The 13,513-nt window shown below is 53.5% G+C and carries 10 protein-coding genes; 1 reads left to right on the top strand and 9 read right to left on the bottom strand.

All coding sequences use genetic code 11. The annotated features are described in order from the left end of the window. Window positions 1-2 precede the first annotated feature (2 nt). The 3 genes from F3G95_RS02425 to F3G95_RS02435 form a co-directional block, all read right to left on the bottom strand. Complete coding sequence (locus F3G95_RS02425) at window positions 3-3,197, bottom strand: YodL domain-containing protein (protein WP_149793668.1); 3,195 nt, start codon at window positions 3,195-3,197, stop codon at window positions 3-5. A gap of 127 nt (window positions 3,198-3,324) precedes the next feature. Next, window positions 3,325-4,074 carry a restriction endonuclease gene (locus F3G95_RS02430; protein WP_120120746.1) on the bottom strand — a complete coding sequence of 250 codons (750 nt, stop codon included), beginning with the start codon at window positions 4,072-4,074 and terminating at the stop codon, window positions 3,325-3,327. Between the two features lie 43 nt (window positions 4,075-4,117). Beyond that, window positions 4,118-6,190 (bottom strand): type IA DNA topoisomerase, encoded by a 2,073-nt coding sequence (locus F3G95_RS02435; RefSeq protein WP_149793669.1) that lies wholly within the window; start codon window positions 6,188-6,190, stop codon window positions 4,118-4,120. Between the two features lie 64 nt (window positions 6,191-6,254). Here F3G95_RS02435 and F3G95_RS02440 point away from each other — a divergent pair, with 64 nt between their 5' ends. Next, on the top strand, window positions 6,255-6,650 hold the full coding sequence (locus tag F3G95_RS02440; RefSeq protein ID WP_112121137.1) for a DUF2513 domain-containing protein: 396 nt from the start codon (window positions 6,255-6,257) through the stop codon (window positions 6,648-6,650). A gap of 257 nt (window positions 6,651-6,907) precedes the next feature. Here the strand turns inward: F3G95_RS02440 and F3G95_RS02445 are convergent, their stop codons facing one another. The 6 genes from F3G95_RS02445 to F3G95_RS02470 are packed head-to-tail and all read right to left on the bottom strand — an operon-like array spanning window position 6,908 to window position 13,507. After that, window positions 6,908-7,618 (bottom strand): DUF4366 domain-containing protein, encoded by a 711-nt coding sequence (locus F3G95_RS02445; protein ID WP_149793670.1) that lies wholly within the window; start codon window positions 7,616-7,618, stop codon window positions 6,908-6,910. After that, window positions 7,608-7,859, bottom strand: coding sequence for a DUF4315 family protein (locus F3G95_RS02450; protein ID WP_117554029.1), 252 nt, complete (start codon window positions 7,857-7,859; stop codon window positions 7,608-7,610). Before F3G95_RS02450 ends, F3G95_RS02445 begins: the two co-directional genes overlap by 11 nt. An 18-nt stretch (window positions 7,860-7,877) precedes the next feature. Further along, window positions 7,878-9,863, bottom strand: a complete 1,986-nt coding sequence (locus tag F3G95_RS02455) for a C40 family peptidase (RefSeq protein WP_149793671.1) — start codon at window positions 9,861-9,863, stop codon at window positions 7,878-7,880. Further along, a complete protein-coding gene (gene dcm / locus F3G95_RS02460; RefSeq protein ID WP_149793672.1) occupies window positions 9,860-10,756 on the bottom strand; it encodes a DNA (cytosine-5-)-methyltransferase in 897 nt (298 codons plus the stop codon). The genes F3G95_RS02455 and dcm overlap by 4 nt, the downstream gene beginning before the upstream one ends. Continuing rightward, window positions 10,753-13,155 carry a VirB4-like conjugal transfer ATPase, CD1110 family gene (locus F3G95_RS02465; protein ID WP_149793673.1) on the bottom strand — a complete coding sequence of 801 codons (2,403 nt, stop codon included), beginning with the start codon at window positions 13,153-13,155 and terminating at the stop codon, window positions 10,753-10,755. The genes dcm and F3G95_RS02465 overlap by 4 nt, the downstream gene beginning before the upstream one ends. Next, complete coding sequence (locus F3G95_RS02470) at window positions 13,082-13,507, bottom strand: PrgI family protein (protein ID WP_008982752.1); 426 nt, start codon at window positions 13,505-13,507, stop codon at window positions 13,082-13,084. The genes F3G95_RS02465 and F3G95_RS02470 overlap by 74 nt, the downstream gene beginning before the upstream one ends. Window positions 13,508-13,513: the final 6 nt, after the last annotated feature.

Raw genomic sequence — 13,513 nt, forward strand, 5'->3', positions numbered from 1 at the left:
GTTTACACCTCCAATTCCTTTGCCTTTTCCCGTGGCGGCGTTTGCTTGCTCTGCTCCTTTTTTGCGGCATCCAGCTGTGCCCGGATGGATGGCTTTTTCGGCTTGGCCGTGTGGGACTTCTTGGCTTTCGGTGCCTTTTCTTCGGCCTTGACTGCGGCGGCAAGGTCCGTCAGAGAAATTTGTTCTCCGGCCTTTGCTTTGGCTTCAAACTCACCTAAAGAGGGCGCATTGTTCAGCACACCGTCAATCATGTTTTCGTTCTGTTCGGTGGAAAGCTCTGCGGTGCGCAGCGGATTTTCCCTCAAGAACTCCGGTACCTGTTGAAAACCTACGCTGTCGCAGTAGTGGGCGGTGTCCTGCCCATTCTGGTGCAGCACCACCACATCCGAAACAGACAGCGAGTGTCCCTTGAAATTTGCCGGATAGTCCACATTGAATGTGCGGTAGATGTCATCCAACGTGGTGCCAGCAGTCAGCGGCGCGGCGTATACTTCCGTATAGTTGGCCTTGTCCACGGTCAAACCGGCAGCCTGCAGGCGGTCGTAGGGCTCAAAACGGTAATCGCGGGTGGAATCTTCATTGCGCAGCTGGTAGATGGAAAAGCTGTCCTGCTGCGGTGCTTCAAAGCCTGCCGCCGCGTATTCCTCTACGGTCATTCCGGCAGCAGCCGCTTCCTGCTCGATCTCGGCCTGTACCTGTGCCTTATAGTCCTGCAAGGTCTGGTCAAAGTCGGCCAGCTTGGGCGGTTCCGGCAAGTTATACTGGCCTTGGTTGAGCAGCGGGCGGCAGTCCTGCACATAGGCCACAACAGTGTTGTAATAGGCAGCCTGTTCCGGCGAAATGTTCTGTCCCTCCCGCAAAGCGGCGGTGGCTGCCTGCTCCATGGCCGAAAGATTGCAATGTTGTTTGAGGTACGGGATAAACTCGGTCAGCACCATTTCCCGCTCTGCCTTGTCTTGTTCCCACGCTTCCGGGCCTTTGTTGTGCAGCACGAAGTTTTTCCAGTTCTCGTCCTTGGCGTAGTATTCGTGGTAGTTCTGGATATGCTGAACCAAAGAACCCTCTCCGTCACCAAAATCCTGCCGTCCCTCGTAGTTGTCGGGTTGGCCGTTCATGGTAAAATCAATACGGAATGCGGTCTTGTCGTACCAGCCGCCCGTGTAGCCGTCCTTTTCCCGGTCCGTGTGCTGGGCGGTGTCCAGTTCTTCAAAGACGCGGTTTGCCACGGACAGCGGCATGATTTCGCCGTCCTGCAGCTTGTCACTTTCGCTCCAAAGAATTGTGACCGTAGGTTCTGCGGCGGGGTCTGGAATTTTAACGGGTGCGGGAATTTCGTTGGCCTTTTCCGCCGCCTCTTGGAACGCCGCCAGCTTGTCGCCCAACAGGACTTCCGACACTGCGGCTGTCTGCCCCAACAGATTAAGCGCTTCCTGCCCGGCATCCGGCAGGGTCAGACCGGGTGCGTCCAACTGCCCGCCGTCCAGAGCCTTATTATCCGGGCCATACAGGGTGTAGTCATAGCCGGAATCGCAGGTCTGGATGAACAGCGTATTGCCGTTGTCCAGCGCAAATGCAGCCTCCTGTGCAGTGGAAAGTTCTGTTTCCCGCTGCTGGCGCAGCTCTGCCAGATGTTCGTCCAGTGCGGAGATCAGTTCATGGGCCGTATTGCGGATAATTTCCAGAGAGGCTTTCAACTCGGCCAGTTCCCGGCCCGAACTCCACCCGGCCACATAACCAAAGGAATACTCGGATGTGTCCAGCCCGTAGTGCTGGCAGACTGCATAAGCTACGCTTTCGGCCTGCACCTCGCGGGTGCGGCTGTCCGGGCGGTTGGTCTGTTCCGGGTCGGTGGGGTCGATGGCGTGAAGTTTGGCGTGGGCAATTTCATGGATAGCCGTCTTGATGGTCTGTAACTGGCTCATGCCCTCTTGGATGGCAATGCGGTTGTCGAGCAGATGAAAGTACCCGTGCGCCCCGCCCTCGATGTCCTCAAACCCGATGGGCACCGGGGAAGCTTGCTCCAACGCTTTGAAAAAATCTTGATAGTCCTGCACGCTGCCGGACAGTTCATTCACTGCGATAGATGGCAGCGGTTCGCCCTCGGTCTGGCTGACATCGAACACGGAAACCACCTTAAAGGCCGGAATCTGCACCGTTTTTTCTTCCGTCAGCGGCTTGCCGTCCTTGTCCAGAATCGGCTTGCCCTGTTCGTCCAGCTTTTCCATCTTCTGCTTGACCTTGTACGGCGCAGGAGCAAGGATTTTGATGCCTTTTTCGCCTTTCTTTACGGTGCGGTGGAATGTGTCTTTCCACTTGTTGAAGCCCGCCACCAGCTGCCCGCCTTGTATGGCGATCAGCAAGGTGTTGTTGAAGCTGTAATTGTGGAATTTCGCCATCGTGGTGAGGTAGGCTTTGTAGCGGTCGCTGTCGAACAGCTCTTGAATCCCTGTTTCCAGCCGGTCCGTAATTTCTTTCATCCGTTCCGCGCTGTCTTTGCCGTTCAGGATGATGGGGATAACTTTCTGCGGTTCCGTTTCAGGCTGAACAGGCGGCGGGATGTTGGCCGCATCCCGCAGAACTTCCGGCGTGGGAAAGGACAGCACCCGGTATTCCTCCGGCACGGGCTGGCCCTCGTGGACTTTCTGCCACTCGTCCCCGCTTTTGACAAGGTAGCCGTACTGGGTGAACGCACCCTGTTCCTGCTGAGCCACATACCGGCCAAACTGTGCCGTGTCGATGCCGCCTTTCCATTCTTCCGGCATATCCACCATGCCGGAGCGATTCAGGTAGTAATCTCCTAGCTGGGCAGGCCCGTGCACATCCGGCAGATGCACATAGTAGTCCACGTTTTCGGGAAAGTCGGTGATTCTCCCGATGCTGAAAAGCTCACTCTGCGGGGCTTGCAAGGCGGCGTTCAGTTCTGCGCGTTCCCCGGTAGAGAGTGTTTCCAGTCGTGATGCCAGAAAGTTCAGTTCGTCCACATTGGATGCCAGCACCATGTTGTAGGGGATGGCAAAACGCTTTTCTTCCTCGGCAAAATAGCCGGAAATGAAAAGGCCCTGCGGATTATCGGACGAAATGCCGATTTGCCGCAGGGCCGCTTGTACCTGTTCGGTTGTGGTAGGCAGGTCCAGCCAGACGCCATCCCTGCCTTGCTGCTGCCGATTTTGCAGCTGGATGGAAAATAGTTCGCTCATTATCGCACGCTCCTTTCAAAGAACTGTCCCTATCCTACGGATAGAGAGAGCCGGTTATGGCAAAATGAATGCTTCACCTTACCATAACCGGCCCTCGTAATTTTATTATGAACTTATCCGAAATCTGTTAAAGGGACATATAAATATACCCATACGACTTTTCGAGCCGTTCAGGTGGAATTGTGATATTGGAATTTGTAAGAATTTCGCCAAATTCTTTTAGACCTGCTGTTACTTGATCTGAAAGAAAATTTAGATAGCTTTCGATTGTTGTGAACTCCGACCCCTTATACCAAAAATCTGTTAGAGAATCATTTTCTTTCAAATCTTTTCTAGTAATTTCCCAACAGGTAGTACGCAAAGGCCTGTATTTATCACAAGCCTTTAGATAGCGTCCGACATCTTCATCTTTTAAGTCATCAAATGGAAAATGAAGAGGGCTGGTATATTCAGACAATGGAACAGATTCCTTTTTGAGCTGCTTTAATCGCGTTAATGTCCATTTGTCGGCAATTATATCTGTAAATTCATTCCACGTCATCAAGCGTACATTTGAAAGATTTGCAGCCTCAATCGCGCCGGATTGGAAGCCGGCTTGTGAAATCAAAAGACCCAATGATGCACCAGAATCTTGTACAACCGTTCTGAATGCGTGCACTTTTTCTTTTGGAACTGAAGAATTCCAGAATTTACATTCACACACAATTCTTTTAACTAGTTCGTCAGGAGATTCGACCAAAACGTCAACTTCCACTTTGCCACGAACGGTATCAATTGTACAAGGGCTAACTGCTCGATATCCCGATTGATTTAGAAGCAACGCAACATCATCCTGTAGCTCTTTCCAAGTAGCTGGACATCTATCTGTGAATTTCATTACGGCATCCCCCTGCAAAGTTCCGTTAGTTAAGTTTATTCTATCACATTATAGAATCTGTCGCAATTCGGTAATTGACGTACTTGCTTCCCGTATCTGCCAGAAGCACCGTTGCATCATAGGTTTTTCCTGTTTTCTCGGAGTAGAGACCCTTTATCTTTGCCTTGCCGTTTTTGAGCAGAGCGGCGGCGATCTTTGGGGTGAACGCCTTTTTTCGCTGCTCAAAGAAGCGGTCGTTCTTCCACATTACGAATTGACAGCCACGATTTCCGCAGTAGAAGTTTTTCTTGCCCTCGTAGATGTTTTCACCACACCGGGGACACTTGCCGATGACAACCCGTTCCGACTGGAACAGGTTTTGTTTGTCCGCGCTGATACAGGAGTAGGTCTTGACCAGCTGACGCACCTGCGCTTCAATTTCGGCCATGAACTCGTCCGGGTCTGCATTGCCCTTGGCAATCTCGGTCAGACGGTTTTCCCATTCAGCAGTCAGAGCGGGAGAGGTCAGGCTTTCCGGCAGAACCACCGCCAGATTGATGCCGTCCTTGGTGGGGACAAGCTGCTTGCCCTTGCGCTGCACAAAGCCCATTTGCACCAGTTTTTCCAGAATCGCGGCACGGGTGGCCGGAGTGCCCAGCCCCTTACGTTCCGCTTCCTCCGGCATATCCTCGGACCCTGCCCGCTCCATTGCTGACAGGAGTGTATCTTCCGTGTAGGCTTTCGGCGGGGACGTGAAATGTTCCGAAATATCAGATACAACAGAATAACTTTGTCCCTCGGCCAGTTCCGGCAGGGTGTTCAGCACTTCTTCCTCGGTATCTGCTTTCAGGGTGGAGCGGAACCTCTGGTCGATCTCTTTCCAACCGGGAACAAGCACCGTCTTTCCCTTGGCGGTGAACTCGTTCCCGGCGCAGGAGAACACAGCAGTCACAGTTTCGTACTCATGGGGCGCGGCTATCGCGCAGAGCAGTTTGGAGCAGACAAGGTTCATCAGCTTGCACTCACTTTCCGCAAGGCCGGTGAAGCCCTGTTTTACAAATTCGGCTGTGGGAAGGATGGCGTGGTGGTCCGATACCTTTTTACTGTTCAGCACCCGGCCCACTTCCGGGGTCAAGTCAAGCCCTTGGGCAAAGGACAGCAGTCCCAGCAGGTCAGACACAAGATGTTGTGCCGTCTGGCCCATATCCTCGGTCAGATATTGGCTGTCCGTGCGGGGATAGGTCAGCAGTTTCTTTTCGTAAAGCTGCTGGGCGTAATCAAGGGTCTGCTTGGCTGTGAAACCGAACAGACGGTTTGCCTCCCGCTGCAAGGCCGTCAGGTCATAGAGCTTAGGCGGCTGTTCTGCCTTTCTCTCACGCTTGATAGAAGTACAGATGGCAGATGTTCCGGCACAAGTAGCTTTCAAAGTGTTGGCCTCGTCCATGCTGGCAATGCGCCCACTGTCCGCTTTCAAGCTGCCGGACTGGATGCCGACCGTGTAATACTTTTCTTTTTGGAAGCGCAGAATTTTTGCATCCCGGTCCACCAGCATTTTCAGTGTCGGGGTCTGCACCCGGCCCACGGTCAGGGTCTTGTGGTACAGCACCGAAAACAGTCGCGTAGCATTGATACCCACCAGCCAATCCGCCTTTGCACGGCAGAGGGCCGATTGATACAGAGCATCATAATCCGAATCCGGGCGCAGGTTTGCAAAACCCTCCCGGATAGCGGCATCCTCCATGCTGGAAATCCAGAGCCGCTTCACGGGTTTTGTGCAGCCGGCTAGTTGGTAGACGAAACGGAAAATCAGTTCTCCCTCCCGGCCTGCATCGGTCGCGGCGGTCACACTGTCCACATCCGGGCGGTTGAGCAGAGCGCGGACAATTTCAAACTGCTGTTTCTTCTCGTCCGGGACGATGAACTGCCACGGCTGGGGCAGGATGGGCAAATCCTCATACCGCCACTTACAGTATTTTTCATCGTACTGGCCCGCCTCGGCAAAGGACACCAGATGCCCGATGCACCAGCTGACCAGATACCCGCCGCCCTGCCAATAGCCGTTTTGCTTTTCAGTGGCCCCGATCACGGCGGCGATGCTGCGGGCCACACTGGGCTTTTCGGCAATAACTAAATTCATATAGAACACCATCCTTTTATGTAGATGAAATATGTGGTATAATGATTAAAAAAGGGGTGATACAATGGAAAGAGATATGGTGCTAATCCGAAAAATTCTTTTTGCAATAGAGGAAAAATACACAGACAGGGCTTTATCATATCACGATTTGGGATTGAACGATTATACACCAGAAGTGGTTGCATATCATTGTAGTCTTTTACATGATGCGCAATTGGTATCTTCCTATGTGTCGCGTTATGCAGATGATAGATTGTATGCTTTTTATGTAGGCAGACTAACTTGGGAAGGACATGAGTTCCTAGACAAAATAAAGAATGACACCGTGTGGAATAAAACCCTAAAAGTTATAAAGGAAAAGGGATTGCCTTTGGCATTGGATACGGTAAAAGATATTGCCGCTGCTGTTGCGGCAGCAATGTTACAGGCAGCAATCAGTGATATAAAGGCAGGGGGATAAAATGTTTCAAACGTGCAAGTTCTGCGGCTCACAAATGCAAGGAGAGTATGAAACGCTGAGTAGTTCAAACCATTATAGATTTTTCTTTACCTGCCCTAATTGCCACGCGATTTATGAGGGAGAGCGCAAAGAAAGAGGAAATCTTGTTCTTTTGAACGATTCTCGCTGGTACAATCCCAATTCTCACGATTTTGAAAAATGAGAACCGGGTCTGCTCGACAATGGGTGGACCCGGTTCCTTTATGATAAGAGAAAGATTATTGGGAAATATCATTAGAACTCTCAATTTCAGCCGGTTCCTCGTCTGCATCCTCGTCCTCGCCAAAATCGTACTCGTCCAGATCATCGTGCCCGGTGGTATCGGCCTTGGGCTTGCGGAACTTGAAATAATAGAGTGCCGCGCCGACGCCCGCCAGAGCCAGCACCAGCAGGACAATCAGACTGCCCATGCTGGACTTCGGTTTTTCCTCTGGCGTTTCAGTGTCAGTTTTCACAGCTTCCGGGGCCGTGCAGTTGCGCAGGCTCTTTTCACACAAGGGGCAGTTTTCATTGACATCCCCGACATCACACTTCACGGTGCAGGTGCAGACTTCGGCGGCCTGCGGCTCTTCATCCAGCAGGGCCAGCAAGTCGGCATCGTCCACTTGGTTCAGGAAGTGAACAGAGGTCTCTTTGTCCTCGTTGGCACGGTCAATGAGAATGTAAAAATAATTCCCGGCCTTGGTGGTCACAGTGATAAGCTGCTTGTCGCCATAGAAATCATCCACCAGTGTTGCATTGCCCTTGGGCGTGATGGGCACACCCTCCGGCTCCATGCCGCCCGTGGTGGGTTCTTCTTCGATAATCTCCGGCAGAGGTTCCGGGGCAGGGTCAGAGCCGCTTGCAAAAGCGGGCATGGAAAAGGAGCAGAGGCAGAGCAGGATAGCCAGCAGCCCAGCTGCAAAACGGCGGTTCCAATCAGGTTTCATTGGCGGCATCCTCCTGTTTGTGGTACGGTGTGGCGGTGGGTGCAGCATTCAGCGCACCGCTGCGCAGGAAGGCCGCGAACTCGTCCGGCTTCATATTCATGCTGCGCACCAGCTGAATGATCTGCAAGTTTTCCTGTTCGGTCTTTGCAGCTTCCAGTTCTTTCAACTGCTGCTGGTATTCAGAGATTTTTTCTTTGAGCCGTTCAATGTCGCGCTCAATGCGGGAAAGTCTTTTTGCCATACAAAATCCTTTCTGGCGTCACGGTAAACGCCCATAGCTGTAAAAATGTTCTTGCCAATATTTCGAGTTGAGGTTTGTGTAAGAGATCGGGTCGCCGCAGTGCAGCATGATGGAATTGCCTACATAGATACCGCAATGGCTCACGCCGGGGGTATCGTAGGTTCCCTTGAAAAACACAAGGTCGCCCGGTTTGACCTGTGCGGCCGAAACAGGAGTACAGAGGTTGTAAAGGCCCTGTGCGGTCTGGCGGCCCACGTTCCAGCCGGAGTGATTCAGCACCCACGAAATGTAGCCGCTGCAATCAAAGCTGGTGCTGGGCGAACTGCCGCCCCACACATACGGGTAGCCGATGTACTTCGTGGCTTCCTCCATCATGGCGGCAAACCTATCATCCTTTAGTGCTTCCGGGGGAATATCGTAGTAGGTGGGCTGCTTGATGGTGGACGCATTGGGGTACTGCGCTTTACCGAACAAATCCGGCCGGTTGCCCAGTGTGCGCATATAGAGCGAATAGGCACTGAGCTGTTCTTCGGTCAGCACTTCCACGGGTAGGTGGGACAAATCTTTGTTCTTCAGCTTGACCGTGCAGATGTAGTATTCATACGGTTCTTGATAGGTGATAACCTGCGGCACACCATACGGGCCAATAATGACCATCATTTTTGTGCGGTAACGTATCTGCATGGTCACGGTCTCGGTCAGGATGTATTGCTTTTCAAAGAGCATTTCAAGTTCGCCCTGCACCTCGGCCAGTGTGAACACGCCGTCATGCAGCGCGGACAAAATCGAGATCAGCACATAGGGGTCATGCTCGATTTCATCCAGATAAAAATGATACTCGTCATAGTTGTGGGTGGCCTCGTAGGTGTCGAGATACCGTTGCAGCTTTTGTTCCAGCTTGGCATAAGCCTTCTCTGCACCCAGCATATCCTTGTCCTTGGAAAAATAAGAAGATGCCGTCACGCCGGTTCCAGCGGTACCCGCCATCACGGTGCAGGACTGCAAACCCGTTATCAAGAGCAGAGCCAGCAGACCGAACACCGCCACGATCAGAATGGTTTTCCAGTTCCGGGCCGCAAATTCGGCTACCCGTTCGCCGCCCTCGGCCGCCAGCTTCGTTACCCGGAAACCGTTCTCTGCGGTGGCGGCTGCACCCTGCGCGGCGGCTTGTCCGGCCTGCCGTGCAGCTTTGGCATACTGCTGTTTGATACGCCGTTTCTGCCACATCCGGGAAATGGGGTTGCTGGCCGCCTGTGCAATTTGCGGATTGTCCCGCAAGGATTTCTGGTAAAAGTATTCTGCATTGGCAGACATGAGCTGACGCTCTGCCTTTTCCACGGCCTTGTAGGGCTTCATCTTGTGGTGCCGGATGCCGCTGCGGATAACCTTGGCGGTCTGATGCTCCACCAGTTCTTCACCCTTGTGGCCACCCTCCACACCCACATTTTCGTGTTCGACTTCATGGATTTTTCCGTGAGCGAACAGCAACGCTTCCGACAGCGGGCGGCTGGCCGGGTTTGGTTTCAGGCTGGGTGGGCCTTTGTCCTGCTTCTCAAAACGCAAGGTGGATTTTGCCTTGCCGCTGACAGCATCGTAGACTTTTCCCTTGACCGGAACACGCTTTTTCGGCAGAGCGGCGCGGGCTGCATCCAGTTTGTCGGCTTTCGCTCCCGCCTTTTGGATATACGGCTGCAACGCCGGGTCTGCCCGTTCGTCCTCGGTCAGTTCCAGACGGGCAGCGGAACGGTGCAGACCATCTTCGCTTTCGGCGGTGGCTGCTGTTTCTGCTGCCTTTTTCGCTTTCTTTTTATTTTTATGCCCGTCCTTGATGTCCTCGGCCCGTTCCAGAATTTTTTCGGCCTTGCCCTCGGCATCCGTGGAGTAGTCCTGTTCCGTTTCCCGACTGGAAACATTCTCTACAGTGCCGTCCGCTTGATTTTCCACCACCAGACCGTCACGGGTCATGGTCTGGATGACTTTGGCTTTTGCCTGCAATTCTTTCAAAGTTCTTCACCTCCCATCGGACAGCGGCCCGTTTCAATGTCCGCAATGTATTTGAGAATCGGGAACACCTGCGGCGGCGAAACTGCATTGCCCAGTGTTTTCATCCGCTTGCTGCGGTTCGGCACATCTTCGGTCAGGCGCGAGATGTCGGCGGGTTCTTCGGCCCAAAGGGAATGTCCGTCCATTTGCGCGGGAAACCCATCAGCCACTCTACCCAGTCCGGGTTGAGGTAGGGCTTTTCCAGCGTGGTGGGTGTCATTCGGTAGACCACATGGGAAAGCCGCGCCGTCCACGCCTTGCCATCCTTGTTCATCTTGCGGTAACTGCCATTCGCAGAGATTTGGATGTCCAGCCCCTTGCCCACATCCCCGGTGTCGCTGGCAAGGGGCGTGGGAAGCAGCGGAGCCGATGATGAATACCCGTTTCCGTTCGTGCCACGCGCCAACGGCAGCAGCAGGTAATACGAAAACCCGAACATCGTAACCTGCCTGCTCCAAGTCAATGAGCGTTTTGTCGAGCCCCATACGGAGGAAGCCAGCAACATTTTCTCCAAGCACCCAACGGGGCTGCAATTCCCGGATAACGCGCAGCATTTCGGGCCACAAATAGCGTTCATCGTGGAAGCCACGCTGCCGCCCTGCGGTGGAGAACGGTTGGCACGGGAAGCCGCCTGAAATGAGGGTGACGGTGCGAAGTCCTGTTTTTTCAAAGAAAGCCTCCTTTGTTACAGTGGTGATGTCCTGAAAACGGGGCACTTCCGGCCAGTGGCTTGCCAGCACAGCGGCGGGAAATGCCGCCCACTCGCATTGACAGACAGAGGTAAACCCCGCTGCTTCCGCGGCAAGGTCGATGCCGCCGATGCCGGAAAACAAGCTGAAATGTGTTAAGCTCATAGCTCCACCACCTCGCTGAGCCGGGTGGTCATGATCTTATAGAGCTGTGTGTTTTTCGGGATGGGGTTGGAAAACGGAAGCACCACGTTTTCAAAAATCAGCAGTCCTTCGCCCGGTTCCGAATTGTCGATGTACTTCTGCTGGTCTGCGGAGAGGTTCAGCCGTTCCGAAAGGATTTTGCGGTCGCCGGATGCCTGATTCAGCAGCGTGATGAAGTCACTGTTTTCCAGAATGTTCTCAATCTCCGGGGAAGAAAGAAGGTCCTTCACATTTTGGGTGGCACCTGTGGGCACGCCGCCCCATTTGCGGAAGCGCTTCCAAATCTCGGCACTGTACGCGGCGGTCTGTTCCTCTTTCAGCAAAAGGTGGAACTCGTCTGCAAAATACCATGTGGCCCGGCCTTGGCTGCGGTTCTGGGTGACACGGCCCCATATCTGGTCTTGGATAATGAGCATCCCCAGTTTTTTTAACTGCTTGCCTAACTCTTTGATGTCAAAGGCCACGAGCCGGTTGTGGATGTCCACATTCGTTTTGTGGTTAAACACATTCAGCGAGCCGGACACATACAAGTCCAATGCCTGCGCTACCCGGTCCGCTTCCGGCAAGTGCTGGTCGAGCAGGGCTTGGTGGAGGTCAGACAAAATCGGCATATTCTCCGGGCTGGGATTCGCCAGATAGGGGCGATAGATGGCTTTCACGGCACGGTCTATCACGGTGCGTTCAATCGCTTCCAGACCTGTTTTGCCGCCCATGACCAGCTCACAGAACGACAGCACAAAATCCGACTTCAAGGCCAGCGGGCTGTCATCTTCGGAATAATTCAGGTTGATGTCCAGAGGATTCACATAGTCCTTGCTGGTGGGCGAAAGTTTGATGACCTGCCCATGCAGCCGCTTGACCAGCGGGTAGTACTCGGCCTCTGGGTCTGAAATAAAAATATCATCAGCAGTCGTTAAAAACACACTGACGATTTCAGACTTGCAGCTCATGGATTTGCCGCTGCCGGGCGTGCCCAGCTTTAGGCCGTTGGGACACCGGGCCTGCTTGCGGTCCAGCATGATCATGTTGTGGGATTTTGCGTTGATGCCGTAATACATGGCCGCACCGCTCTGGAAAAGCTCCTGCGTTACAAAGGGCACAAACACCGCCACGTTGGAGGTGGTAAGGCTGCGCTGAATCCTTATCTGGTTGATGCCCAGCGGCAGACTGGACACAAGGCCCTGCTCCTGCTGGTAGTCCAGCCGGACAAGAGAGCAGTTGTACTTCTGGGCCACACCTGCCGCTTGGAACACATCGTTGCCCAGTTTTTGCTTGGTGTCGGCCACGTTCAGCACTAAAAAAGTCAGCATGAACAATCGCTCATTTCTTGTTTGCAGTTTGTTCAGCAGCTTTTTGGCATCCTCGCCGTAGGTGGCAAGATCGCTGGGGAGGATGTCCATGTCGTACCCGGAACGGACAGCCTTTTTCTGCTCCTGAATCTTCATGGCGTCAAGGTCTGTGATTTTTCGCTTGATGGTTTTGATGGCCTCGGTCTGGTCGATGGCCTGCACATGGAGATTGACGAGAATCCCGCTTTCCGTTTTGAGGAAGTCGGCCAGCATTTCGTCCGAAAGTTCCGGCGCAAGGATTTGTAAAAAGCTCACAGCTCCATACTTGCCGCCCAAACCAAAGGTTTTGGCCGTACCGAAACAGAGGGAGGACGGGGCCACAAAATCCTTGGTAGACAGGCCAAAGGGTGCCAGCCAGTCCCAGTCAAAGCGGAACGGTTCGCCGTCTGGGTGGAAGATGCCGTGCAGCACCTCCAAACGTTCCCGCCCATCCATGACGTGCGCCACGCAGCCCATGGTCTTGAAATAGCCCAGCAGGTCAAGGCCAATGCGGGTCAGACGGGCCCGCGCTGTTTTCAGACTGTCGGCCTCGATGGTGAAGGTTAGGTATTTCGTTTTGACGATGCCGTTGTTGCCGCTGGCAAGCTGCTTTTGCAGGATGGCCGTGTACTCGGCGCGGATGTCGTCAAAATCATCCCCCTGCGGTGCGATCTCAAAACTTTTTGCGTACTGCACCGGGTCAACCTTGCGATTCAAAAACGAAAGCTGCACATGGATGGAAGCATCCACATAGTTGTACAGGTCGCACAGATATTCAAAGATGGCGGTGCGGGTCTCCGGCTGAGCCAGCTGATAACTGATGTCCTCAAAGGCAATGCACTTGGAGAATGTGCGTCGGTCAATGCGGCACACACCGTCCGGGTAGATGGCCTCATACGGGATGGTGGCCTGTGCCGTGCGGGGCTTGCCGTCACCCTTGTACTTGCGGAGAACGGCATCAATTTCTTTTTTCTGGGCGCGGGTGAGCTTTTTGGGCTTTTCGGTTTCGCGGGGTGTCGTTTTTCTGGACAATGGCCTTTACCTCCTGTTCCATTTGGTATTGCCGCACAAGGGCGGCGTAAGCATTGTTGGTCTGATAGGGCCTTTCCTTGGGACGGATAAAGCAGCACTGAATCATTTGCTGAATCACCACTTCAAGGGGCTGGCCGTGCCGCTCGAACAGAGCGAACAGCAGCCCCGGCAGCATGGCAAAAATCATCAGCAACGCCGCTGCACTGTTGGAAAGATAGTTCCGGGCCAAAAAATAAAGCGGTCCGCCCGTGAGGAGCGCACCGCCGAAGCAGACCAGCTGCCGCTTGGTCAGCCCGAATAAGACTTTGGATTTTACATGGGTCAAATCTTTGGGAACGGTCACATACGCCATACGTTT

This window comes from Faecalibacterium sp. Marseille-P9312, assembly GCF_902497445.1.
Taxonomy (GTDB): domain Bacteria; phylum Bacillota; class Clostridia; order Oscillospirales; family Ruminococcaceae; genus Faecalibacterium; species Faecalibacterium longum.